This is a genomic window from Mesorhizobium sp. M2A.F.Ca.ET.046.03.2.1, from assembly GCF_003952425.1.
In the GTDB taxonomy this organism is placed as follows: Bacteria; Pseudomonadota; Alphaproteobacteria; order Rhizobiales; family Rhizobiaceae; genus Mesorhizobium.
In genome coordinates this window covers 3,060,301-3,083,199 of record NZ_CP034449.1, presented here as the reverse complement: position 1 = coordinate 3,083,199, position 22,899 = coordinate 3,060,301, and the positions used below count along the sequence as shown (strand labels likewise).

The window sequence follows — 22,899 nt, the reverse complement described above, 5'->3', positions numbered from 1 at the left end:
TCAGTTGCCCGGCGCGGTCCAGACGGCGTCGGATATCCGCACCGCTTTCGGGATCAGCCCGAGCTTGAAGAAGCGGTCGGCGGTCGCCTGCTGGCCGGCGACGATCTCGGCGGTGATCGGATAAATGCCGAACTTGGTGCGATTGGCGGCGATCGTCTGCGCGTCGAGCGGCACGCCGGTCACCTCATGCAGCGCCTCGGCCACCTTGTCGCGGTTCTGGTCCGCCCACTTCGCCGCGTCGCCGAGCGCGGCGATCGTCGTCGAGACGAAATCCGGATGCGCCTTCGCGAAATCCTTGTTGGCGAGGAAATAGGTGTTGACCTGGAGCACGTCGATGGAGCGGGCAAGCACCCGCGGCTGGTAGCGCGTTTCAGCGATGGCGAAGAACGGATCCCACACCGCCCATGCATCGATCTGGTCGCTGGCGAAGGCGGCCGCCGCATCGGCGGGGCTGAGGTAGACGGGCGTGACTTGGTCGAAGGGGATGCCGGCTTTCTCCAGGGCGGCAACGACCAGATTGTGCGCGCTGGTGCCCTTGCCGACGCCGATGCGCTTGCCCTTGAGGTCGGCCAACGACTGGATCGGCGAGGCCGGCTTGACGAAGATCGCCTCGCCCTCGCCATTGGAGGGCAGCGCCGCCGCATAGACGATGTTGGCGCCGGCCGACTGGCCGAAGATCGGCGGCGCGTCGCCGGTCCAGCCGACATCGATGGCGCCGACATTCAAGGCTTCCACCAGCGGCGGGCCGGCAGTGAACTCGACCCACTTCACCGTCACGCCCTTGTCGGCCAGCGCCTTTTCGATGATCTGCTGCTGCCGGGCGATCACCGGCAGGCCGGTCTTCTGGTAGCCGATGTTGAACGCCTTGAGGTCCTGCGCGGCGGCGAAGGATGTCGTCCCAAAGGATGCGGCAAAGGCCGCCGCTGTAAGCAGGCCGACGCCGAATGCGCGTCTCGTCAGATTGAACATGACCCTCTCCTTCGTTGGTCCCGAACTGCCGGGCGATTGGAATAAGGTCAGGCTAGGTAAATCTATAAAGCTAGTAGAGAAACGATCTTGCGAGTTCGGCGGATTTCATGGAATTATTTTCTGCGCGTAACCCTGGGTGTCGTCATCCTAGTTGAGACCGCACAGGGATTTTGATCGGTCGGCCCTGTTTGCGTTGGCGGGCGGCATGCGTTGGAGATTGGCCGAAACCCCCATCGCGATCCATGCCGTTACCTTCGCCACGGCGTGCAACGGAGCAGAATTCTGCACCGTGGCGGCGCTTCCAAGTCACGGCATGGATTCTATGGTCTGCGCCGCGTCGCTTCGCTCCTTGCTCCGCCATAGAATGACGAGGTTGGGAGGGCGGCTTCAACCAATCGACGCGGCGCAGACATTAGGATGACGAAGTCGCCAGCGCTGGCGTCCCCCACTTCCCGATCATTGCGACCAGTACTGCCAGGCCCAGTAGAAGCTCTCGTCGCGCGGCGGCAGGCGATCGCGGTCGCCGGCAAGCAGCACCGGCGTCGGCGAATTCGGTTCGTCTGCCTGCTGTTTGTCGCTCGGCGGCAGACGCAACAGCCATGTGCCGACATGCGCAAACAGCACTGCGGTGGAATGGGTCATCGTCCTTCTCCTTCGCTTGAGCTCATTCCCGTCCCGCCCAGGGCACCAGCACCCGCTCGATCCGGCGGATGACGAATTCGAGCGCAAAAGCGATGATCGCGATCACCAGTATGCCCATCACCACCACGTCGGTGACCAGGAATTGCGCCGCCGACTGGATCATGAAGCCGAGCCCCCGCGTCGCCGCGACCAGCTCGGCTGCGACCAGCGTCGACCAACCGGCGCCGAGCGCGATGCGCAGGCCGGTGAGGATTGAAGGCAGGGCGCTGGGCAGGATCACGTGGCGGATGACCTGGGCGCGCGTGGCGCCGAGCGACCGCGCCGCGTCGACGCGCTCGCGCGAAACGCCGCGCACGCCGGCGGCGGTCGACAGCGCCACCGGCGCCAGCATGGCGATGGCGATCACCAGGATCTTCGACGGCTCGCCGATGCCGAACCAGATGATGATCAGCGGCAGATAGGCGAGCGGCGGAATCGGACGCAGGAATTCGAGCAGCGGGTCGAACACGCCGCGCCCGATCCGGCTGATGCCGATGGCGAGGCCGACCGGCACGCCGACGAGGATGGCCGCGATCAGCGCCGCAAACACACGCCAGAGCGACGCGAGGATGTGCTGGAGCAATGTGGCATCGACGAAACCGTCGCGGACAACGATGACGAACTTTGCCCAGACCGCGGCGGGCGAGGGCAGGAAAACCGGCGACACCAGCTGCAGCGAGGACGCCGCCGTCCAGGCAGCGAGCAGCACGAGGATGGTGATCGCGCTGACCAGCCTGGCCGATACGACCGTCCTTTTCGGTCGCGGCCGCGACCATGGCACGGAAAGCCCGTCGGTCTCGCCGGCCTTCGCGGCGGGCCTTTCGCTGTAAGTGCTCACGCTCATGCCGCCTCTCCTTCGAAGATCGAGTCGGTCAGATCCGCGCGGGCCGCGGCGAAGCCGGGATCGGCCTTGATCGCGCGGATCGGCTCGCCGGCGGCGTAGCGGCGGCCGAAATTCGTTTCGAAAGTCCGCACCACGTGCCCTGGACCGGGCGCCAACACGACGATGCGGGTCGCCAGCACCAGCGCCTCCTCGATGCCGTGCGTCACCATCAGCACGCCGACTTGGGCCGCTGCCCACAGGTCGAGCAGCGTCGTCTGCATGCGCTCACGCGTCAGCGCGTCGAGCGCGCCGAGCGGTTCGTCGAGCAGAAGGAATTCGGGTTCTGCGGCCAAGGCTCGGGCAAGGCCGACGCGCTGGCGCATGCCGCCGGAAAGCTCCCAGATCCGCTTGTCGCCGGCGTCGGCGAGCTTGACCAGCGACAGCAATTCGTCGGCGCGGCGTGCTCTGCTATCGGCCGGGACGCCGCGCAGCCTAAGCGCGAAGGCCACATTTTCCCGCGCCGTCAGCCAGGGGAACAGCGCATCGTTCTGGAACACCACGGCACGATCGGAGCCGGGCCCGGTGATCGGCCGGCCGTCCACCGTGGCCAGGCCGCCCGCGGGCTCGACCAGGCCGGCGGCGACGTTGAGCAGCGAAGTCTTGCCGCAGCCGGAACGGCCGACCAGCACGACGAAATCGCCCTTCGCAATGTCGAGCGAAACCCGCTCGACCGCCGGCACCAGTTGGCCGTCATAATGGACGCTGATCTTGTCGAGGGTGAGATGCGTCATGCGGGCCTCTGCTGGATCAGGTGTTGGATCCTGGGGCCTGCCCCAAAGCCGCGCCTCGTAAGCGGCTTCGGGACAGGCAAGCGCAAGGCCAGGGAAGGAGGCCGCGCTTCCGAACAATCCCCGGAAAGGCGGTCATCCTTCCGGGAATCGCATGGAGAAGGCTCAGTTCGAGGCGAGCGCCTCGCTGGCATATTTCGCCGTCACATATTTCGAATAGTCGGGCAGCACGGCGTCGACCTTGCCCTGCTCCTTGAGGAAGGCGGACGCCGCCGCGACGGCCTTGACGGTTGCGCCGCCGAGGAACTTGTCCGAAGCCTGTTCTTCAAGCGACGGGAAGACATAGCCCTTGAGCAGCTCCGGCACCTCTTCCAGCTTGGCGCCGGTGAGCTTGGCGATCTTGCCGGCTTCCGGCGATGACACCGACCAGGCCTCCGGCTTGGCGAGGAACTTGGCATAGGCTTCGCCGGTCACCTTGACGAAGTCGCGCACGGCTTCGGGGTGCTTTTCGGCGAAATCGGTGCGCACGATCCAGGCGTCGAAGGTCGGCGCGCCCCAGGCGGCTACCTGCGAAGAGTCCAGCACCACCTTGCCGGACGTCTTCACCTGGCCGAGCGCCGGGTCCCAGACATAGGCCGCGTCGATGTCGCCGCGCGCGAAGGCGGCGGCGATCTCCGGCGGCCTCAGATTGAGGATCTGCACCGACTTCGGATCGACATTCTCATGCTTCAGCGCCGCGAGCAGGCTGTAATGCGTGGTCGAGACGAACGGCACGGCGACCTTCTTGCCGGCCAGATCCGCGACCTTCTCGATGCCGGAGCCGTTGCGGGCGACCAGCGCCTCCGACGGACCGATCAGCCCGACGACGAAGATGGTCTGGATCGGTAGCTCGCGGCTGGCGGCCGCGGCCAGCGGGCTAGAGCCGACATAGCCGATATCGACCGAGCCGGAGGCGATCGCGGCGATGACGTCGGCGCCGGAATCGAACTTGCGCCAGTCGATCGCCGCCTTGGTCGCCTTTTCATAGGCGCCGTCCGCCTGCGGCACTTTCGAAGGCTCGACCACCGTCTGGTAGCCGATGGTGATCTTGAGATCCTCGGCGCTGGCAGGGCCGAGCAGGGCGGCGCCGGCAAGAGCGGCGGCCGACGAAAGCAACAGATCGCGTCGTGAAAGGATTGACATTGAAAGGCTCCATAAACCCCTGAAAACTGGATTGCCTTTCTATCGTCCGTTAATTCTATCAGGTTTGTAGAGTTAAATCCTTCCAACGAAGGGCGCTTTGTTGGAAAAGTGTCGCCGGGTAACGGCGGAACGGGCGCAAAGGAACGGTCGCGGGGTTGGTGCGGGTGGACGCGGCGCCAGCCGCGCTCTTCGGTGCCCCCGGGTGGTTAGCAAAGCCCTCCTTCCAGTCGTCATTCTAGGGCGGAGCAAGGAGCGAAGCGACGCGCGCAGACCCTAGAATCCATGCCGTGAAATAGAAGAGATGCTGCGGTGCAGACCTATCTTTCGGCGGGGGTAGATAAGGGTTCTATTCTCTACCGTTGCACCTCTCGCGAAGGTAACGGCTAGGGTCTACGCGCCGCTTCGCGTCGCTCCGCCCTAGAATGACGAAGTCGTTGGGTTGGCGCTCCCTTTCAAAGATACCAAAGCGGACTCTCCGGGCTAGAATGACGACAGCGGATGCGGCGCCCTTCCACAATCGCGGCAGTCTGAACGAAAATCCTCCTGTCACCGGATTTCAGCAAATCCATGCTTCAAATCGCCGGCGAATTGGAACCATCATTTCGTGCCCAGCCCTCTTAGTATAGTAATCTTATCAACATTGGGAGTGAGAGAACGATGCGCAACCTTCTGAAAACCGTTCCGGCGATCGTTCGTGGCCTGCGGCCGAGGCCGCCCGCGGCGCTCGCCGCGCGCTGATCGCCCCGTTTCGGCTCGCAACCATGGTTGGACGCGGCAACTCCATCATCATTGTCGGCGGCGGCGCCAGCGGCGTGGTGCTGGCCGCGCATTTGCTGATGTCGTCAAACTCTGATCTGCGCGTCACGCTGATCGAGAAGCGTCCGCATTTCGGCCAGGGCATGGCCTATTCCACTTTGCTGTCGGCGCATGTGCTCAACGTCAAAGCCTCCGGGATGAGCGCCTATGCCGACGACCCCACCCATTTCGCGCGCTGGGTGCTTGAGCGCGGCTTCGCCAAACCCGACCAGGGGCCATTCTATGCGCCGCGCAGTCTCTATGCCCGTTACCTGAGGGAGCTGCTCGACGATCTGGTGGAACGTGAGCGCGAGACCGGCCGGTTGCGGCTGATTGCCGAGGAGAGCCTGTCGATCTCGCCGACGTCGGCTGGTGTCGAGGTGGTGCTCGCCAACGGCACCAGCGTCGTTGGCCATCTGGCCGTGCTTGCCACCGGCCATGACGAGCAGCCCGGCGCCTTCCAGGGCCACGCCATCCGCATGGGCACGGAGGCCGACACCGCGCTCGATCCGCAAGCCGGTGTCCTGCTGCTCGGCACGGGCCTCAGCATGGTCGACGCCTTCCTGTCGCTGGAACAGCGCGGCCATCGCGGCCCGATCGTCGCGGTATCGCGGCGCGGCCTGCTGCCGTCGCCGCATCGCAAGGGCAACCCGATCAAGCTCGACATCGCCGACATCCCACTCGGCACGGAGCTTTCCTATTTCGTCGGCTGGTTCCGCAACCTGATCCGCGAGACCCAGAAGGCCGGCGGCGACTGGCGCGACGTGGTCGATGGGTTGCGGCCCTTCAACCAGACGATCTGGCAGAACTGGCCGTCCTCCGCCAAGCGCCGCTTCGTCGAGCACACCAAGGCCTGGTGGGACATCCACCGCCACCGCATGGCGCCGGAAGTCTACCAGCGCGTCACCGAGGCGGTCAGTTCGGGCCGCATCCGCCTCGTCGCCGGCAGGATCGTGAATGTCGAGGCGAACGGCGGCTTCACCGTAAAAATCCAGCCGCGCGGCACGCAGGATATCGAGACCCTGCAGGTCGCCCGCCTTTATGATTGCATGGGCATCGCCCGCGACATTTCGAGGACCTCTAACGGCCTCGTGCGCGCGCTGATCGAGCGTGGCGTGGCGCGGCCGGATCCGCTGCGCCTCGGGCTCGACGTCACCGCGAAATGCGAGCTGATCGCGGCCGACGGCACGGTGTCGTCGAAGCTGCTCGCCGTCGGCCCGCTGACGCGCGGCACCTTCTTCGAGATCGACGCCATTCCCGACATCCGCGTGCAGTGCGCGAAGCTGAGCAAGCAGCTGCTGGGGTGAGGCGCTCGCTGCAATCGGTCGTCATTCTAGGGCGGAGCAAGGAGCGAAGCGACGCGCGCAGACCCTAGAATCCATGCCGTGACGATTGAGAGCCTCCACGGCGCAGAACGTTCACCAGCCAATTCCGCGAAAGAGCTCGAACCACTCGGGATTAGTCGTCTCGATCAAATCAATCTTCCACTGCCGTGGCCAGCGCTTCAATGACGTCTCACGCTGAACTGCATCGGCGATGTCGAAGTATTCCTCGTACCAGACCAGACGCTGCACGCCGTAGCGGCTGGTGAAGCTGGAGCCTTGGCCAGTCTTGTGCTCGGGCATGCGACGAGCAAGGTCATTGGTGACACCGATATAGATCGTGCCGCCTTTCTGGCTCGCGGTCATGTAGACGTAGCCGGTCATCTGGTGATCTTAGTTGGTGCAGTTATCGGCGGCTATTCTGGACCGCTGCATTCTGCGGCCGAGGTCACGGCATGGATTCTAGGGTCTGCGCGCGTCGCTTCGCTCCTTGCTCCGCCCTAGAATGACGAAGGATAGGTTGCCCGTCACACCAAGAAACCTCTCTATCGCCTTGACGACATCCCAGAGACTCGCGCGGCTATGCCCACAAGGAAGATGCCCAATGGGCCAGAGGGGTGTGAAAAAACTCGACGCTGATGATCGATTTCCAATCAACCTTCTCCAAAGCGCCCTCCGTGAAATTCCATTCCCCGACTCGCCGCCGGATTGGCACGATCTATCTTCTTTCCGGATGAAAAGGGCTGGAAAAGACAGGGCGCGCGATCCGCCAAGCCGGAATGGATTCCGGCGGCTTGATGCGCGAGATTGCCGACATCCGCCTCGAACTGCTTCGATGGAGCACTCAAGATGAGCGAGCAGACAAAAGCGCCCGGCGGCGCGGACACAAACCTGTCGAGGCTTCGCCCGCCTTACGCTTCGGTGCTCGACCTGATCGGCCAGACGCCGATCGTCGAGCTGACCAAATTCGACACCGGCAAATGCCGGCTGTTCATCAAGCTCGAAAGCCAGAATCCCGGCGGCTCGATCAAGGACCGCATCGCGCTGTCGATGATCGCCGCCGCCGAGAAGGCGGGCAAGTTGAGGCGCGGCGGCACGATCGTCGAGGCCACTGCCGGCAACACCGGCCTCGGCCTTGCCCAGGTCGGCATTCCGAAAGGCTACCGCATCATCCTGGTCGTGCCCGACAAGATGTCGCGCGAGAAGATCCAGCATCTGCGCGCGCTCGGCGCCGAGGTGCGCATGACGCGCTCCGATGTCGGCAAGGGCCACCCCGAATATTACCAGGACATGGCCGAGAAGATCGCTTCCGAGCTGCCCGGCGCGTTCTATGCCAACCAGTTCGCCAACCCGGCCAATCCGCTGGCGCATGAGACGACGACCGGCCCGGAAATCTTTTGGCAGCTCGACGGCGATGTCGACGCGGTGGTGGTCGGTGTCGGCTCCGGCGGCACGCTCACTGGCCTTGGCCGCTTTTTCGCGAAACATTCACCGAAGACCGAGATGGTGCTCGCAGATCCGGTCGGCTCCGTGCTGGCGCCGCTGATCAAGACCGGCAAGATGGAGGAGGCGGGCAGCTGGACGGTCGAGGGCATCGGCGAGGATTTCGTGCCGCCCAATGCCGATCTCTCGCTGGTGAAAAAGGCCTATTCCATCCCCGACAAGCAGAGCATGCTGGCGGTGCGCGATCTCTTGTCCAAGGAAGGCATCCTCGCTGGTTCGTCCTCGGGCACGCTGTTGTCGGCCGCACTTCGCTATTGCCGCGAGCAGACGGTGCCCAAGCGCGTCGTGACCTTCGTCTGCGACAGCGGCAACAAGTACCTGTCGAAAGTCTTCGACGATTTCTGGCTGGCAGAGCAGGGCCTTGCCGAGCAGGAGCAGCATGGCGACTTGCGCGACCTCGTCATGCGCTCGCACCGCACAGGCGACACCGTCTGGGTCGGCCCGGAGGAAAGCCTGCTCAACGCCTATGGCCGCATGCGCCGTTCCGATGTCTCGCAACTGCCGGTGCTGGATGAGGGCAGGCTGGTCGGCATCGTCGACGAAAGCGATATCCTGGCCAAGGTCGACGGCCCCTATGACGGCCGCTGGGATCGCTTCAACGGCCCGGTGCGCTCCGCCATGACGTCGAACCTGCACACGCTGCAGGCCAACCAGACGCTGGACGCGCTGCTGCCTGTCTTCGACCGCAACGAGGTCGCCATCGTCTTCGATGGCGAGGAGTTCATCGGCCTGATAACCCGTATCGACCTGATCAACCATCTGAGGCGCCGCGCAAAATGACTTCAAACGGCAAGAACCGCCTGGCCTTTTCCACCCGCACCATCCATGGCGGCCAGAGCCACGACCCGACGACCGGCGCGGTGATGGTGCCGATCTACGCCACCTCCACCTACGGCCAGCAATCGCCCGGCGTGCACAAGGGCTTTGAGTATGCCCGCAGCCAGAATCCGACGCGCTTCGCCTTCGAGCGCGCGGTCGCCGACCTTGAAAGCGGCACGAAAGCCTTCGCCTTCGCCTCCGGCCTAGCGGCGATCTCGACGGTGCTGGAGCTGCTCGATTCCGGCGCCCATATCGTCGCCACCGACGACATCTATGGCGGCTCGTTCCGGCTGATGGAGCGGGTGCGCAAACGTTCCGCGGGCTTGCAGGTCAGCTTCGCCGATTTCACCGACCTGGCCGCGGTCGAAGCCGCGATCCGGCCGGACACGAAGCTGCTCTGGGTCGAGACGCCGACCAACCCGCTGCTGCGCATCGTCGACCTCGAAGCTCTCGCGGCGCTTGCAAAGCGTAAGGGTCTGCTTACCGTTGCCGACAATACTTTTTGCAGCCCCTATATCCAGCGCCCGCTGGAGCTCGGCATCGACATCGTCGTGCATTCAACGACGAAATATTTGAACGGCCATTCCGACATGGTCGGCGGCGTGGCGGTCGTCGGCGACAACAAGGAACTCGCCGACCAGCTGAAATTCCTGCAGAACGCCATCGGCGCCATCTCCGGCCCCTTCGACAGTTTTTTGGCCCTGCGCGGCATCAAGACTTTGGCGCTGAGGATGGAGCGCCACTCGGCCAATGGCCTGAAAATAGCGCAATGGCTGGAAACGCGAAAAAATGTCCGCCGGGTCATCTATCCAGGCCTCGCCAGCCACCCGCAGCATTCCATCGCCGTCCAGCAGATGCACGCCTTCGGCGGTATGATCTCGGTCGACCTCGACCGCGACCTGGCGGGAACGAAACGCTTCCTCGAACGCACCCAGCTTTTCACGCTGGCCGAAAGCCTGGGCGGCGTCGAAAGCCTGATCGAGCACCCGGCGCTGATGACGCATGGCTCGATCCCGGCGGAGAAACGCGGCGCCATCGGGATTACCGATTCGCTGGTGCGGCTCTCCTGCGGCATCGAGGACGGCGATGATCTGGTCGCCGATCTGGAGCAGGCGCTGGCGCACTAGTTCCTCAACACGGTGATTTTGAAAGATTGCAGGTTTCACGGGCAAGGCTATCAACGTCCGTTGGGATAGTCAGCGCAAACGCTGGCGATGAGCTGGAGGCTTCTAAACCTCGTCATTCTAGGGCGGAGCAAGGAGCGAAGCGACGCGCGCAGACCCTAGAATCCATTCCGTTACCTGGACCGAAGTGTGCAACGGTGCAGAATTTCTGGATCGCCGCGGCGCTTCCAAGTCATGGCATGGATCCTCGGGTCTGCGCGCGTCGCTTCGCTCCTTGCTCCGCCCGTGGATGACGATCGCGATAGATGTCCAGTCAGTCGCCAAGGCCGGGGATCTGCCATCGCGCTCTAACCAGGTCAAAACTTGTGTTGAGGAACTAGAGCAATTCCAGGAAAAAGTGTGAGCCGCCTTCGCCGTAGCCTTCCGCCCGGGAATTGCGACAAACAAAGAGCGCTTCGCCGTTTCCATGAGACGGTGAAACGCAGCGCAACTGAGTGCACTTTGCGATTTCAGAACGTATCATAGAAGCGCCCGCCGATTGGCCGGCGGCGCCGGGATAGGACCTGATGACACAAGGACGCGGCAGTGGCGAAAAATCGGCGGCTACGCGTGCCGTCCGCGCGGCCGACAGCGTCGAGCGTGTCTATGCCCGGATCAAGGACTTCGCGATCGACTATCGTTTCCGGCCGGGCGAGCGGATCAACGAGGTCGAGCTCGCCGCCGAGCTGGCGGTCAGCCGCACGCCGGTGCGCGCCGCGCTCAATCGGCTGGAGCGCGATGGTTTTGTCACCTCCGTGCCGAACAAGGGCTTTTTCGCCCGCGAGCTGACGCCGGAGGCGGTGCGCGATCTCTACGAGCTTCGCGCGGCGATCGAGCGTGCCGCCTTCGTGCTTGCCTGCGAGCGGGCGAGCGATGCCGAGATCGAGGCGGCAGCCGGGACCTGGACAAGACACAGCAACCCGGAAGACGAGGGCTCATGGGCGAAGATTGCCGTCGCCGACGAGAGCTTCCACATGGGCCTGACGCGATTGTCGAAGAATGCGCAGATGATAAGCGCGCTTGAGGGTCTCTGCTCGCGTATCCGCTTCTTCAGATGCATCGACCTGGAGTCTTCGTCGCGTCGCGACCGCACCTATCGGGAGCATGACGCGATCATTCGCGCCCTGCGCCGCCGCGACGCCGCGGGCGGAGCGAGCCTGCTCGAAAAACACATCACGCTGAGCTCTGAGCACGCCATCGAAGTGGCCGCGCGCGGCTTGGCGCGGCTTTTCCCGGAGACGGCGTAGAGCTTTCGCCGAAAACCTCAACGCCACGATCCGCCGGCATCTCAAAAAGACGGCCATTTGCAGGCTGCCCCTTGCGGATCTCGCGATAGATTCTAAAGTGTACTCACTTTGCGATCTCCGGAGGCGTGATGCGCGTGATCGTGTTGGGTGGCGGCGTGGTCGGCGTCACCACCGCTTACCAGCTGCAGAAGGACGGGCACGAGGTCGTCATCCTCGAGCGCCAGCAACAGGTCGCGGCCGAGACAAGCTGGGGCAATGCCGGCATGATCGCGCCGGGGCATTCCTTCGTCTGGTCCTCGCCCAGGGCGCCGATGATCCTGCTGAAATCGCTGGTGCTGAAGGATCAGGCGCTGCGCTTCAGGCTTTCGGCCGATCCGAGGCTCTACAGCTGGTCGTGGCTGTTCCTGATGGAATGCACGGCCGAGAAGGCCAGGCGCAACACGCTGCTCAAGCACCGGCTCGCCGTCTATTCGCAATCGGTGCTGCAAGAAGTGGTCGCCGACGAGGCGATCGACTACGACCGCAACGATCGCGGCATCCTCTATTTCTATCGCAGCCAGCAGGCGCTCGACAAAGGCGTCGAGCATATGCGGCTGCTGGAATCCGACGGCCAGCTGATCAAGGTGCTCGACCGCGACGCCATTGTCGCGCTCGATCCGTCGCTGGCCTCGGCCAGTGAAAAGATCGCCGGCGGCATCCATTGCCCGACCGACGAGACCGGCGACCCGGCGAAATTCACCCGCGCGCTCGCCGCCAAGGTGGTCGAGCGCGGCGGCGAGATTCGCACCGGCACCACCATCACCGGCATCGAGACGTCGGGCGACGGCGTCGCGCAGGTGATGACGGACAAGGGCGCGGTCAAGGGCGACGCCTATGTGTTGGCGCTCGGCTCCTACAGCCCGCTGATCGCCAGGACGATCGGGCTCAGCCTGCCGATCTATCCGGTCAAGGGCTATTCGCTGACCATCCCGATCGGCAACCGCCCGGCGCCGCCGACCATCGCCGCGATCGACGAGCACAATCTGGTCGCCGTCTCGCGCTTCGGCGACCGGCTGCGCGTCACCGCCACCGCCGAATTCGCCGGCTACGACACCAGCCACAAGCCGGCCGATTTCACCTTCATGAAGGGCGTGACCGAGGAGCTTTATCCGGAAGGCGCCGATTACGACCGCGCCGAGATGTGGGCGGGCCTCAGGCCGATGACGCCGAACAACCTGCCCGAATTCGGCCGGCGGCGCCTACGCAACCTCTACCTCAACACCGGGCACGGCCATATCGGCTGGACCATGTCGCACGGCTCGGCCCGCATCACCGCCGACCTGATCGCCGGCCGCAAGCCGGCCATTTCGATGGATGGACTTTTGAACTGAACGCATGATCCCCGACGGGATCCGCCAGGAAAGGGAATGCCATGTCTGTCAGCGCGGCCGCTACCCGCCCGCAATCTTCTGGACCGGTGGACCTTGGCGTCCTTCCATCCGAGATCGACGGCGGCCTCGCCTCGCGCGCGGCGATCGGCCTGGCGATCCTTGCCACCGATCAGACGCTGGAGCACGAGTTCCGCGCGCTGGTCCGGATTCCGGGCGTCGCCTTCTACGAGGCGCGCCTCTTCAACGACAACGACATCACGCCTGACACATTGCGCGCCATCGGCCCGCGCATCGCCCCCACCGTCGATCTCATCCTGCCCAGCATCCCGCTCGACGTCGTCGGCTTCGGCTGCACTTCGGCCACCATGACGCTTGGCGAGGAAGCCGTCTTCGCCGAAATCCGCAAGGCGCGGCCGGGCGTCGCCTGCACCACGCCGGTCACCGGCGCGCTGGCCGCCTTCAAGGCGCTGGGCGCGAAGGGCATCGGCCTGCTCACCCCTTACGCGCCCGAGATCAACCAGGGCCTTGTCCGCTATTTCACCGGTCGCGGCCTCGACATCGCGGCCGTCGCGACCTTCGACCGCCGAGACGACCGCGGGGCCGCCCGCATCGCGCTGGCTTCCATCGAGGCTGCCGCCGAACGCATGGCTGAAGTGCCCGGCGTCGATGCGATCTTCATCTCCTGCACCAGCCTGCGCGTCGCCGAGGCGGTCGCCGATCTGGAGCGGCGCATCGGCATTCCCGTCACCTCCTCCAACCACGCCATGGCCTGGCACTGCCTGCGCCTCGCCGGCATCGACGACGTGGTGCCGGCGGGTGGAAGGTTGTTCGCGCTGCCTGCACGCTGATCAGCGCGGCGAACTTTTCAGGCGATAGGAAAGCGCATCCGGCATCCAATCGCATAGGGCGCTCCCTCTCCGTCTCGGCTTCGCCGAGCCACCTCTCCCCGCCTCTGGCGGGGCGAGGAACCCAGGCTTGCGAAGGCCGTGGCTTTGGGGGATTGGCATTTCCTCGCCCCCACAAGGTGGGGGAGAGGTGGATCGGCGCGCAGCGCCGAGACGGAGAGGGTCACTTGCTCTCCCATGGCTGTGGGGCGTTCATGAGCCTGGATAGCTTCTCATTGGATTTGGCCGGCGCATCGAGAAGCGCCAGGAACTCCGCATAGACCTTCGGCGGAACCTTGATGCGGTTCTCGAGTGTCTCACCAAACGGAGGCGCGTCTGTGCGGTCGTTCTTCATGACTTCAACATAGCACATCGTCGCCCGTTAACGGAATCGGAAGGAGATGTTTAACGCTTCGTCTCTATGTCCCGCCCTGGGTGGCGCAGACAGAGCGAGCATGATGAACGACAGCCCCGAAAAGCGAAACGAATGGCGTGCCATCTTCTACGTGCAGGCCCGCATCGCCATCCTGTTTGTGCCGGTTGTGCTTAGCCTGCTGCTCATCGGCATTTTTGCCGGCAACGAGCGCAAATCCGTGCCCGACGCCATCGACCCGACTGTGACGGGCTCGGTGCGGTAAAGCGCGGCCCGGAACGGCTGGACTCAAACAAACTTCGGAATCGGCCCGTTCTGGGGCGTCGTATCGCCCTCGAGGTCGACGAAAACCTCGTCGACGAAGCACCAGGCCCAGCCTTCCGGCGGGTCGTAGCCCTCGATGATCGGATGCTGCGTGGCACGGAAATGTTTCGTCGCGTGGCGGTTGGGCGAGTCGTCGCAGCAGCCGACATGGCCGCAGGTCCGGCAGAGCCTGAGATGCACCCACCAGGAGCCGCTCTTCAGGCATTCCTCGCAACCCAGCGCGCTCGGCGTGACCTTTTTGATGTCCCTGGTATGCCTGCATTCGTCCATCGCGGGTTCCTCGCCGGTTCGCTGGTCTATTCGTTCACGGCGCCGCCGCCGTTCCGCGCCAGATAGGCATGCAAGGCCGCGACCACCTGCGCGCCTTCGCCGACGGCGGCTGCGACGCGCTTGGTCGAGCCGCAGCGCACGTCGCCAATGGCGAAGACGCCGCTGCGGCTGGTTTCCATCAGCCCGTGCCCTGGCGTCGTGTCCGGTCCGGTCCGCACGAAACCCTTGGCATCCAGCGCCACGTTGCAGTTGGCCAGCCAGTCGGTGTTAGGGTCGGCGCCGATGAACAGGAAGAGGTGGTGGATGGCGCGCTCCGTCTCCTCGCCGGTCACCCGGTTGCGCCAGCGCAGCCGCTCGAGATTACCCTCGGTGCCCTCAAGCGCCGTCACTTCGGTCTGCGTCAGCACCTCGATGTTGGGCTGCGCCTTGATGCGCTCGACCAGATAGCGCGACATGGTGGCGTCGAGGCTGTCGCGGCGCGCCAGGAGCGTCACCTTGCGCACCTGGCTCGCCAGATAGACCGCCGCCTGTCCGGCCGAATTGCCGGCGCCGACCAGCGCCACCTCCTGGCTCTGGCAAAGCCTGGCCTCGATCGGCGAGGCCCAGTAATGCACCGAGGTGCCCTCGAACTGCGCCAGGTTGGCGATGTCGAGGCGGCGGTAACGCGCGCCGCTGGCGATCACCACCGCGCGTGAGCGAACGCTCTCGCCATCGCCGATGGCAAGCCTGTAGCGGGCGCCGTCGCCGGCGTCGTCGAGCAGCTTCGCCTCGTCTGGGATCACCATCTCCACACCGAATTTCTGCGCCTGGTTGTAGGCGCGCGCCATCAGCGCCATGCCGGTGATGCCGGTCGGGAAGCCGAGATAGTTCTCGATTCGCGCCGAGGCGCCGGCCTGCCCGCCGAAAGCGCGGCAGTCGAGCACGATGGTCGACAGCCCTTCCGAGGCCGCATAGACCGCCGCCGCCAGCCCTGCCGGCCCGGCGCCGACGATCGCCACGTCATAGACCTTGTCGGCATCGATCGGCCGCAGCAGGCCGACGCAGCGGGCAAGCTCGTTCTCGCCCGGATTGTGCATCAGCTTGCCGTTCGGGCAGAGCACGATCGGCAGATGGTGCGGATCGACATGGAACCGCTCGATCAGCGTTTTCGCGCAAGGGTCGGTGTCGGAATCGAGCGCCCGGTGCGGCAACCCGCTGCGCCGCAGGAACCCTTGCAGCCGCAGCACGTCGCCATTGCCCGGTGGGCCGATGACGACGGGCCCGCTGGCGCCGCTTTCGAGCAGCCCGACTCGGCGCAGGATCAGCGCCCGCATGACGCGCTCGCCGAGATTGGCCTCCTGCACCATCAGGTCGCGCAGCCGCTGCGAGGGGATGACGATCGCCTCGACCGGCTCGACCGCCTCGGCATTGACCAGCGACGGCCGGTTCGACAGCTGCGCCAGCTCGCCGATGAAATTGCCCGCGCCATGGGTGACGATCGGTTCAGGCTGGCCGAGCCCGCCGGCCTGGGTGATGTCCACTTTTCCCGACAGGATGAGGATCACGCCTGGCGAAACCGTGCCGGCCGTCACGATATGCTCGCCGGCGGCATAGGCGCGCGCCTCGCCGAAGCGGCGCATGCGCTCGATATCCGCCTCCGAGAGGATCGGGAACATCTGGTCGCGGCGGGCGGCGATGGTCGGGCTGACGGAAGGGGCCATGGCGCGACCGTAGCGTCATGGCCGCCGGGTTTGAAGCGGTTTGTTCGAGGACTGGCCGGAAGGGGAGGTTGGGGCGGCACCCTATGCGTCGTCATCCTCGGGCTTGACCCGAGGATCCATGCCGTGACCTTTGTCGGAGAACGCAGCAGAGCAGAATTCTGGAGGGCCGCGCCTCGACGTCACGGCATGGATCGCAGGGTCTCCGCGACGGAGCTTCGCTCCTGCTCCGCCCTGGGATGACGAAGTTCCGAGGTCAAAGGCTAATCTTGAACGTCGTGATCGCTGGCGGATAAGGCCGATCCCGTTGGTAGTCGGGATGAGATGGTGCCCAGAAGAGGACTCGAACCTCCACTCCTTGCGGAACACGGACCTGAACCGTGCGCGTCTACCAATTCCGCCATCTGGGCTGGTGGGCGCTCATGTAAGCGGGCAAACGATATGTGTCAACGCGCTTTTTTCGTCGATGTCTGCGCCGCCCTCGTCACCCTTCCCGCAACGCTGGCGATTGGCGAAACCGGCGGCGGCGCTTCCCTCTCCCCGTCACTATACGGGGAGAGGATGCCGGCAGGCAGGTGAGGGGCGGCGCCGACGCTGGTCAGGTGGGGTTCCGGCTCTCGCTTCGAGCCCGGACGAGTAGTCGCCGAAGCCGGCGCTGCCCCTCATCCGCCCTTCGGGCACCTTCTCCCCGTGAACGGGGAGAAGGAAGCTGCTCCTCACCCCTCCAGCACTTCTTTCTTCGCCACGGTGGAATCGGCGTTGAGCTTGTAGATCACCGGCACGCCGGTGCCGAGCTCGAGCTTGACGATCTCTTCGCCGCTCTTGCCGTCCAGCGCCATGATCAGCGCGCGCAGCGAATTGCCGTGCGCGGCGACCAGCACCGTCTCGCCGCGCAGCACATGCGGCTGCACCTCGTGCAGGTAATAGGGCCACACGCGCGCGCCCGTGTCCTTCAGGCTTTCGCCGCCGGGCGGCGCGATGTCGTAGGAACGGCGCCAGATATGTACCTGCTCCTCCCCCCATTTCTTGCGCGCGTCGTCCTTGTTGAGGCCGGAGAGGTCGCCATAGTCGCGCTCGTTGAGCGCCTGGTCGCGGATCGTCTTGAGCTCGCTCTGGCCGACGACGTCGAGGATCAGCTGGCAGGTCTTCTGTGCCCGCTGCAGCGCCGAAGTGTAGGCGATGTCGAATTTCAGGCCGCGCGCCTTGAGCTTCTCGCCGGCGGCCAGCGCCTCGGCGGTGCCCTGCTCGGTCAGGCCGACATCACGCCAGCCGGTGAACAGGTTCTTCAGGTTCCATTCGCTCTGGCCGTGGCGCACGAGCACGAGAGTTCCCGACATGTTTGCTCCTTTGGAATTTTACGGAAGAGACGCCTCAGCTCAGGCCGAGCACGTCCCGCATGGAATAAAGTCCGGGCTTCTTGCCGCGGGCCCAGAGCGCCGCCTTGACCGCGCCGCGGGCGAAGATCGCCCGGTCCTCGGCATGGTGGGAGAGCGTGATGCGCTCGCCGGTGCCGGCAAGGATCACGCTGTGGTCGCCGACGACCGACCCGCCGCGCAGCGTGGCGAAGCCGATCGAGCCCGCCTTGCGCACGCCGGTATGGCCGTCGCGCACCCGCACGCTGTTGCGGGCAAGGTCGATGCCGCGCCCCTTGGCCGCCGCCTCGCCGAGCAGCAGCGCCGTGCCGGACGGCGCGTCGACCTTGTGGCGGTGGTGCATTTCCAGGATCTCGATGTCGAAATCCTCCGGGTCGAGCGCCTTCGCGGCCTGCTCGACCAGCACCGCCAGAAGGTTGACGCCAAGGCTCATATTGCCGGATTTGACGATCGTCGCGTGGCGCGCGGCGGCGGCGATCCTGGCATTGTCGTCGGCCGAGCAGCCGGTGGTGCCGATGACATGGACGATGCGCGCCTGCGCGGCATAGCCGGCGAATTCGACGCTCGCCGCCGGCGCCGTGAAATCGAGCACGCCGTCGGCCTTGGCGAAGGCCGGCAGCGGATCGTCGACGATCGGCACGTTGATGATGCCGATGCCGGCAAGCTCGCCGGCATCCTTGCCGAGATGGGGGGAGTCCGGCCGCTCGATCGCGGCGGCGACGCGCGCGCCGGGCATGGTGTGGATGGCGCGGATCAGCGTCTGACCCATGCGGCCGGCGGCGCCAACCACGACCAGGCCCATATCGCCGGCTTCGCTCATGCGCTTCTCCTGACGGTCTTCTTGGCGCGGCTGCGCGGTGCGGGAGTTTGAAGCGGCTTGGCGTCGTCGACAAGCCCCAGCCCCTTCTTGCCCTGGATGCGGTGGAAGCGGGCATAGATGCCATGCGGGTCGGCCATCAGCGTCGCATGCGTGCCTTCCTCGACCAGCCTGCCCTCTTCCAGCACGATGATATGGTCGGCATTGACCACCGTCGACAGCCGGTGCGCGATGACGATCGTCGTGCGGCCTTCCATGACATGGGTCAGCGCCTCCTGGACGCGCGCCTCGGCCTCGTTGTCGAGCGCCGAGGTCGCCTCGTCGAGCAGGAGGATCGGCGCTTGGCGCACGATGGCGCGCGCGATCGAGACGCGCTGGCGCTGGCCGCCGGAAAGCGTCGAGCCGCCTTCGCCGACCGGCGTGTCGTAGCCTTGCGGCTGCTGGCGGATGAACTCGTCGGCCGCCGCCAGTTTCGCCGCCTGCTCGATCTCGGCGTCGGTGGCCGACAGCCGGCCGAAGCGGATGTTGTCGCGGATCGTGCCCTCGAACAGATAAGGCGCCTGCGCCACATAGGCGATCGATTGGCGCAGCGAATGCTTGGTCACCTTGGCGATGTCCTGGCCATCGACCTCGATCGAGCCCTTGTCGACGTCGTAGAAACGCTGCAGCAGCGCCACCAGCGTCGACTTGCCGGCGCCCGAGGCGCCGACGATGGCCGTCACCTTGCCGGCCGCGGCGGTGAAGCTCAGGTCCCGCAGCACCGGCATGTCGGCGTTGTAGCCGAACGTCACATTGTTGAAGCGCACCTCGCCGGTGGTGACCTTCGCCTCGACCGCGTCGGGCGCGTCGCCCTGCTTCGGCTCGAGGTCGAGCAGCTCGTAGATCATGCGCGCATTGACCAGGGCGCGTTCCATGCCGACCTGCGTGCGCGCCAGGCGCCGCGCCGGGTCGTAGGCCAGGATCAGCGCGGTGATGAAGGAGAACACCGCGCCCGGCGGTTGCCCAAGCACCAGCGCCCGATAGCCGGAATAGGCAAGCACGGCGGTGACGGCGAGGCCGCCCAGGATTTCGGAAATCGGCGACAGCCGCTCCGCGACGCGGGCGATCTTGTTGTTACGCTGCTCGGCCGTGTCGGCCATGATGCCGATGCGGCGCGCCAGCTCGTCCTCCAGGGTGAAGGCCTTGACGATGGCGATACCTTGCGTCGCCTCCTGGACCGAGCCGTTCAGCCGCGAGTTGATCAGCACGGATTCGCGGTTGATCTTGCGCAGGCGGCGGGTGATGTAGACGACGGCCCAGATCAGCGGCGGCCCGATCAGCAGCGAGCTGAGCGACAGCACCGGATCCTGGTAGATCATCACGCCGACGAGGGCGACGAGCGAGACCGCGTCGCGGCTGATGGAGGTCAGCGTCAGCGACAGGAGATCGCGGATGCCGCCGACATTCTCGTTCACCTGAGCGGCCAGCCGTCCGGAACGGGTCTCGTTGAAGAAGTCGACGCCGAGCTTCATCAGATGGTCGAAGCTGCGCTTCTGGTAGCGGGCGACCAGATTGTTGCCGATTCTGGCCAGCGCCACCGCCTGGCCGTAGCCGGCGAAGCCGCGCAGCACGGAGGCGCCCATGAAACCGGCGCAGATCCAGACGATCATGTCGCTGCGCCGTTCGTAGAAGATCTGGTTGATCATCGGCGCCATGATCCACGCCGTGAAGGCGGTGGCGCCGGAAACAATCAGCAGGCAGGCGACGGCAACGACATAGGTCCAGCGATATTCCTTGCCGTTTTCGGCCAGGATGCGGCGCAGCACCGCGCTGACCTCGGTGGGCTGGACTTTCAGTTTGAGGGAAGTTTGAACGGTCAAATCAAGGGCGCTTCGTGGGTTTTCGTCGGGCAGGGCTGCCTCTCGGCACCCTCTTAGCGCCCCGGCTACGGCTTGCCTATGGCGAAACTTCGTCGCGGACCCGCTCACGGCGTGAGGTCCCGACCCAAGGCGCACAGGTTGGCGATCAGCTGAAACGCCCATGGCTTCGTCATCCACGGGCGGAGCAAGGAGCGAAGCGACGCGGCGTAGACCCGAGGATCCATTCCGTGACTTCGCAGCGCTGCAGCTGTGCAGAATTCTGCTCCGCTGCGTTCCACGGCTTAGGTCATGGCATGGATTCCAGGGTCTTCGCGACGGAGCTTCGCTCCTGCTTCGCCCTGGAATGACGAGGCTCGCCGACGTCGAGACCGCAGACATTGGCCCTGCCCGGTCGACTGCGTGGCTTCAGGCCCGCCAGTGCCGCCCCGCCGTGTTGACGCCGAACAGCGACGGCGTCCTGGCATAGGCGGCAAGCCCGAGCAGCGCCGCCAGCGGATGGGTGATGACATAGACCGGCATTTCGCGCATCAGCGCGCTGTGCGGCGCCTTGTCCTCGAAGGCGGCGCGGAAATTGCCTTCCTTCAGTGCCGGCACGATTTTTTGCGCGATGCCGCCGGTCAGGAACACACCGCCCCGGCCCATGAACACCAGCGCCAGGTCGCCGGCGGTGCGGCCGAGGCAGGTGACGAACAGCGCCAGCGCCTCCTCGGCGACCGGGTCGGATTTCGCAAGCGCCGCCGCGGTGATCTCGGCCGGCGTGGTGAAGGGCGCCTGCTTGGCATCGGCCTTGGCCACGGCGCGATAGACATTGACCAGCCCGCGCCCGCACAGGATCTGCTCGCCGGAGATGCGGCCTTCGAGATTGTCGATATGCGGGAACACCTGGAAGTCGCGCGGCGTGCGCGGGCCGATATCCATATGCCCGCCCTCGCCCGGCACCGGGATCCAGTGGTCGAGCGCATAGATCAGTCCGGCGACGCCAAGGCCGGTGCCGGGGCCGAGCACGACGCGGCTCGCATTGGGTTCCGGCGTGCCTCCGCCGATCTTTTCCATATGCTCCTCGCCGAGCGCCACGACCGCCAGCGCCTGCGCCTCGAAATCGTTGAGCACCACGACCTCGCTCAGGCCCAGATTGGCGATCATTTGCCGGGGCTTCACGACCCAGGGGCAGTTGGTGAGCGGAATCTCGTCGCCGTCGACCGGCCCGGCGATCGCCAGCACCGCCGAGTTCGGCTGGATGGACGAGCGGTCGAGCACCGCCGCCTGGATCGCGTCGTCGATGGTCTTGAAATTCGCCGTCTGGACGATCTGCGGCTCGGTCGCCTCGGAATTAGCGTCGAGCACGATCGAGAAGCGCGCATTGGTGCCGCCAATGTCGCCGATCAGGACCGGAAACCGCAGTCCCTTCTCGTCTTCGCCTGCCATGCTCGTGATCGTCCTCGTTGCGGCGCCACTGCGCCGTTTCAATCGATTGACTAGCGCATGACCCCGGAAAGGGGAAGCCCGCTTCGGCGTCAGTTCCCCGGTCTAGGCCTTGGCAGCGGAATGCCGATCTTGGGCGTCGGCGCGAAAGCGCTCGCCGCCGCCGGCATCGCGGCATTGCCGCTGGAGATCGTGTCCGCCGGCTCGGTCGGCTGCGGTTCCGCCACGGCGACCGCGGTGGCGCTGCCGCCCTGGTAGGTCACGGCCGCCAGCGACGGCGCATCCGTCGCGGCGAGCACCGCCTGGCACTCTTTCGGCAGATTGGCCATCGTCATCAGGTCGCGGGCCTTGGGCGCATCGGGGTTCTTGTTGGGCCGCCACGGCTCCTCGGTGAACCACCAGGCCAGCGGCTTGCCGCAGCCGTCGTCCGCGGGCGTCGCCTCCTGCCCCTTGCAACCGGGCGAGCCCGGCTGGCAGCCGATGCGCATGTGGAAGTGATAGTCGTGACCCCAGAACGGCCGGATCTTGCGCAGCCAGGAACGGTCGCCGGTGACGGTGTCGCAAAGCGCCTTCTTGATGCCGGGATTGACCAGGATGCGCTCGACTTCCGGATAGCTCGCTGCGCGCTTGAGCAGCCTTGTGTGCGCCGGCGTCCACAGCGCGTCCTTCACCAGATGCGTCTTCTCGTCGACCATCAGCGTGGCGCTCATCGATTCGCGCTGGGCGATGGTGAGCGGCCGCTTCGGCATCGGCGTCAGCCAGATGTCGGCGTCGAGCCCGATCTGGTGCGAAGCATGGCCGGTCATCATCGGTCCGCCGCGCGGCTGGGAGACGTCGCCGACCAGAAGCCCCGGCCAGCCATCGGCTACCGCGTCGCGCGACAGCTTTTCGATCAGCGCGATCATGGCCGGATGGCCCCAGCGCCGGTTGCGCGAGGGGCGCATCACTTCCCAGGTCGGACCTTCCATCGGCAGGGCGACGCCGCCGGCGAAGCAGCCCTTGGAGTAGAAACCGAAGGATTGCGCGGGCACCACCGCAGGCAGTTTCTTGGTGCCGAACAGGTCCTTGGCGCGCGGTTCGGCCGAAATCGCCGCCGCGACCAGCGCAGCCAAGGTCACCAGCGCCAGCGCGGCGGTCAGGAACGGCTTCCTGTCGGGCAGCGATCGCAAATTCATCAGGCCGGATCCCTCTCCAGTCAATCCGTTTGCGGCACGGTCA

General features: G+C 65.5%; 21 protein-coding genes and 1 tRNA gene. 7 read left to right on the top strand and 15 right to left on the bottom strand.

Annotation, left to right across the window (positions count from 1 at the left end):
- From EJ072_RS14750 to tauA, 5 genes are all read right to left on the bottom strand, one after another.
- Entirely contained in the window at positions 1–969 is a 969-nt protein-coding gene (locus EJ072_RS14750) for a sulfonate ABC transporter substrate-binding protein (RefSeq protein ID WP_126080333.1), read from the bottom strand.
- 456 nt (positions 970–1,425) lie between these two features.
- Entirely contained in the window at positions 1,426–1,611 is a 186-nt protein-coding gene (locus EJ072_RS14745) for a hypothetical protein (RefSeq protein WP_126080332.1), read from the bottom strand.
- Between the two features lie 22 nt (positions 1,612–1,633).
- Entirely contained in the window at positions 1,634–2,494 is an 861-nt protein-coding gene (locus EJ072_RS14740) for an ABC transporter permease subunit (protein ID WP_126080331.1), read from the bottom strand.
- Positions 2,491–3,264, bottom strand: coding sequence for a taurine ABC transporter ATP-binding protein (locus EJ072_RS14735; protein WP_126080330.1), 774 nt, complete (start codon positions 3,262–3,264; stop codon positions 2,491–2,493). Before EJ072_RS14735 ends, EJ072_RS14740 begins: the two co-directional genes overlap by 4 nt.
- A 162-nt stretch (positions 3,265–3,426) precedes the next feature.
- Complete coding sequence (gene tauA / locus EJ072_RS14730) at positions 3,427–4,443, bottom strand: taurine ABC transporter substrate-binding protein (protein WP_126080329.1); 1,017 nt, start codon at positions 4,441–4,443, stop codon at positions 3,427–3,429.
- 761 nt (positions 4,444–5,204) lie between these two features.
- On the opposite strand from tauA, the gene EJ072_RS14725 reads away from it, so the two are divergent.
- Entirely contained in the window at positions 5,205–6,545 is a 1,341-nt protein-coding gene (locus EJ072_RS14725) for an FAD/NAD(P)-binding protein (protein WP_126080328.1), read from the top strand.
- A 111-nt stretch (positions 6,546–6,656) separates the two neighbouring features.
- Here the strand turns inward: EJ072_RS14725 and EJ072_RS14720 are convergent, their stop codons facing one another.
- Positions 6,657–6,944, bottom strand: a complete 288-nt coding sequence (locus EJ072_RS14720; protein WP_126080327.1) for a GIY-YIG nuclease family protein — start codon at positions 6,942–6,944, stop codon at positions 6,657–6,659.
- 465 nt (positions 6,945–7,409) lie between these two features.
- On the opposite strand from EJ072_RS14720, the gene EJ072_RS14715 reads away from it, so the two are divergent.
- From EJ072_RS14715 to EJ072_RS14695, 5 genes are all read left to right on the top strand, one after another.
- Entirely contained in the window at positions 7,410–8,843 is a 1,434-nt protein-coding gene (locus EJ072_RS14715) for a pyridoxal-phosphate dependent enzyme (protein WP_126080326.1), read from the top strand.
- Positions 8,840–10,009, top strand: a complete 1,170-nt coding sequence (locus tag EJ072_RS14710; RefSeq protein WP_126080325.1) for a cystathionine gamma-synthase — start codon at positions 8,840–8,842, stop codon at positions 10,007–10,009. Before EJ072_RS14715 ends, EJ072_RS14710 begins: the two co-directional genes overlap by 4 nt.
- A 563-nt stretch (positions 10,010–10,572) precedes the next feature.
- A complete protein-coding gene (locus tag EJ072_RS14705) occupies positions 10,573–11,292 on the top strand; it encodes a GntR family transcriptional regulator (RefSeq protein WP_126080324.1) in 720 nt (239 codons plus the stop codon).
- Between the two features lie 128 nt (positions 11,293–11,420).
- Positions 11,421–12,662 carry a D-amino acid dehydrogenase gene (locus EJ072_RS14700; protein WP_126080323.1) on the top strand — a complete coding sequence of 414 codons (1,242 nt, stop codon included), beginning with the start codon at positions 11,421–11,423 and terminating at the stop codon, positions 12,660–12,662.
- Positions 12,663–12,703: 41 nt separating this feature from the next.
- Positions 12,704–13,510: an aspartate/glutamate racemase family protein gene (locus tag EJ072_RS14695; RefSeq protein WP_126080322.1), complete on the top strand. Its 807-nt coding sequence runs from the start codon at positions 12,704–12,706 to the stop codon at positions 13,508–13,510.
- 220 nt (positions 13,511–13,730) lie between these two features.
- On the opposite strand, the gene EJ072_RS14690 is transcribed toward EJ072_RS14695, so the two are convergent.
- Positions 13,731–13,919 carry a DUF1778 domain-containing protein gene (locus tag EJ072_RS14690; protein WP_126080321.1) on the bottom strand — a complete coding sequence of 63 codons (189 nt, stop codon included), beginning with the start codon at positions 13,917–13,919 and terminating at the stop codon, positions 13,731–13,733.
- A gap of 82 nt (positions 13,920–14,001) precedes the next feature.
- Between EJ072_RS14690 and EJ072_RS14685 the strand changes: the two genes are divergently transcribed.
- The gene (locus EJ072_RS14685) at positions 14,002–14,184 is read left to right on the top strand and encodes a hypothetical protein (protein WP_126080320.1); all 183 of its coding nucleotides are present in this window, start codon (positions 14,002–14,004) and stop codon (positions 14,182–14,184) included.
- A 23-nt stretch (positions 14,185–14,207) separates the two neighbouring features.
- Here the strand turns inward: EJ072_RS14685 and EJ072_RS14680 are convergent, their stop codons facing one another.
- From EJ072_RS14680 to mepA, 8 genes are all read right to left on the bottom strand, one after another.
- A complete protein-coding gene (locus EJ072_RS14680) occupies positions 14,208–14,513 on the bottom strand; it encodes a UBP-type zinc finger domain-containing protein (RefSeq protein ID WP_126080319.1) in 306 nt (101 codons plus the stop codon).
- A gap of 26 nt (positions 14,514–14,539) precedes the next feature.
- Positions 14,540–16,213: a cyclic nucleotide-binding domain-containing thioredoxin-disulfide reductase gene (locus EJ072_RS14675; RefSeq protein WP_126080318.1), complete on the bottom strand. Its 1,674-nt coding sequence runs from the start codon at positions 16,211–16,213 to the stop codon at positions 14,540–14,542.
- A 322-nt stretch (positions 16,214–16,535) separates the two neighbouring features.
- Positions 16,536–16,620: transfer RNA gene (locus tag EJ072_RS14670), tRNA-Leu, on the bottom strand.
- A 306-nt stretch (positions 16,621–16,926) separates the two neighbouring features.
- Positions 16,927–17,547 carry a 2,3-bisphosphoglycerate-dependent phosphoglycerate mutase gene (locus tag EJ072_RS14665; RefSeq protein WP_126080317.1) on the bottom strand — a complete coding sequence of 207 codons (621 nt, stop codon included), beginning with the start codon at positions 17,545–17,547 and terminating at the stop codon, positions 16,927–16,929.
- Between the two features lie 34 nt (positions 17,548–17,581).
- Complete coding sequence (dapB, locus tag EJ072_RS14660) at positions 17,582–18,403, bottom strand: 4-hydroxy-tetrahydrodipicolinate reductase (RefSeq protein WP_126080316.1); 822 nt, start codon at positions 18,401–18,403, stop codon at positions 17,582–17,584.
- On the bottom strand, positions 18,400–20,259 hold the full coding sequence (locus EJ072_RS14655; RefSeq protein ID WP_126080315.1) for an ABC transporter ATP-binding protein: 1,860 nt from the start codon (positions 20,257–20,259) through the stop codon (positions 18,400–18,402). The genes dapB and EJ072_RS14655 overlap by 4 nt, the downstream gene beginning before the upstream one ends.
- A 405-nt stretch (positions 20,260–20,664) precedes the next feature.
- The gene (locus tag EJ072_RS14650; protein WP_126080314.1) at positions 20,665–21,684 is read right to left on the bottom strand and encodes a glucokinase; all 1,020 of its coding nucleotides are present in this window, start codon (positions 21,682–21,684) and stop codon (positions 20,665–20,667) included.
- An 89-nt stretch (positions 21,685–21,773) separates the two neighbouring features.
- Positions 21,774–22,856 carry a penicillin-insensitive murein endopeptidase gene (mepA, locus tag EJ072_RS14645; RefSeq protein WP_126080313.1) on the bottom strand — a complete coding sequence of 361 codons (1,083 nt, stop codon included), beginning with the start codon at positions 22,854–22,856 and terminating at the stop codon, positions 21,774–21,776.
- Between the last annotated feature and the right edge of the window lie 43 nt (positions 22,857–22,899).

Bases quoted from the DNA above. Each gene is read 5' to 3' on its own strand.
- EJ072_RS14750 (WP_126080333.1), bottom strand. From the start codon at position 969: ATGTTCAATCTGACGAGACGCGCATTCGGCGTCGGCCTGCTTACAGCG.
- EJ072_RS14745 (WP_126080332.1), bottom strand. From the start codon at position 1,611: ATGACCCATTCCACCGCAGTGCTGTTTGCGCATGTCGGCACATGGCTG.
- EJ072_RS14740 (WP_126080331.1), bottom strand. From the start codon at position 2,494: ATGAGCGTGAGCACTTACAGCGAAAGGCCCGCCGCGAAGGCCGGCGAG.
- EJ072_RS14735 (WP_126080330.1), bottom strand. From the start codon at position 3,264: ATGACGCATCTCACCCTCGACAAGATCAGCGTCCATTATGACGGCCAA.
- tauA (WP_126080329.1), bottom strand. From the start codon at position 4,443: ATGTCAATCCTTTCACGACGCGATCTGTTGCTTTCGTCGGCCGCCGCT.
- EJ072_RS14725 (WP_126080328.1), top strand. From the start codon at position 5,205: ATGGTTGGACGCGGCAACTCCATCATCATTGTCGGCGGCGGCGCCAGC.
- EJ072_RS14720 (WP_126080327.1), bottom strand. From the start codon at position 6,944: ATGACCGGCTACGTCTACATGACCGCGAGCCAGAAAGGCGGCACGATC.
- EJ072_RS14715 (WP_126080326.1), top strand. From the start codon at position 7,410: ATGAGCGAGCAGACAAAAGCGCCCGGCGGCGCGGACACAAACCTGTCG.
- EJ072_RS14710 (WP_126080325.1), top strand. From the start codon at position 8,840: ATGACTTCAAACGGCAAGAACCGCCTGGCCTTTTCCACCCGCACCATC.
- EJ072_RS14705 (WP_126080324.1), top strand. From the start codon at position 10,573: ATGACACAAGGACGCGGCAGTGGCGAAAAATCGGCGGCTACGCGTGCC.
- EJ072_RS14700 (WP_126080323.1), top strand. From the start codon at position 11,421: ATGCGCGTGATCGTGTTGGGTGGCGGCGTGGTCGGCGTCACCACCGCT.
- EJ072_RS14695 (WP_126080322.1), top strand. From the start codon at position 12,704: ATGTCTGTCAGCGCGGCCGCTACCCGCCCGCAATCTTCTGGACCGGTG.
- EJ072_RS14690 (WP_126080321.1), bottom strand. From the start codon at position 13,919: ATGTGCTATGTTGAAGTCATGAAGAACGACCGCACAGACGCGCCTCCG.
- EJ072_RS14685 (WP_126080320.1), top strand. From the start codon at position 14,002: ATGATGAACGACAGCCCCGAAAAGCGAAACGAATGGCGTGCCATCTTC.
- EJ072_RS14680 (WP_126080319.1), bottom strand. From the start codon at position 14,513: ATGGACGAATGCAGGCATACCAGGGACATCAAAAAGGTCACGCCGAGC.
- EJ072_RS14675 (WP_126080318.1), bottom strand. From the start codon at position 16,213: ATGGCCCCTTCCGTCAGCCCGACCATCGCCGCCCGCCGCGACCAGATG.
- EJ072_RS14665 (WP_126080317.1), bottom strand. From the start codon at position 17,547: ATGTCGGGAACTCTCGTGCTCGTGCGCCACGGCCAGAGCGAATGGAAC.
- dapB (WP_126080316.1), bottom strand. From the start codon at position 18,403: ATGAGCGAAGCCGGCGATATGGGCCTGGTCGTGGTTGGCGCCGCCGGC.
- EJ072_RS14650 (WP_126080314.1), bottom strand. From the start codon at position 21,684: ATGGCAGGCGAAGACGAGAAGGGACTGCGGTTTCCGGTCCTGATCGGC.
- mepA (WP_126080313.1), bottom strand. From the start codon at position 22,856: ATGAATTTGCGATCGCTGCCCGACAGGAAGCCGTTCCTGACCGCCGCG.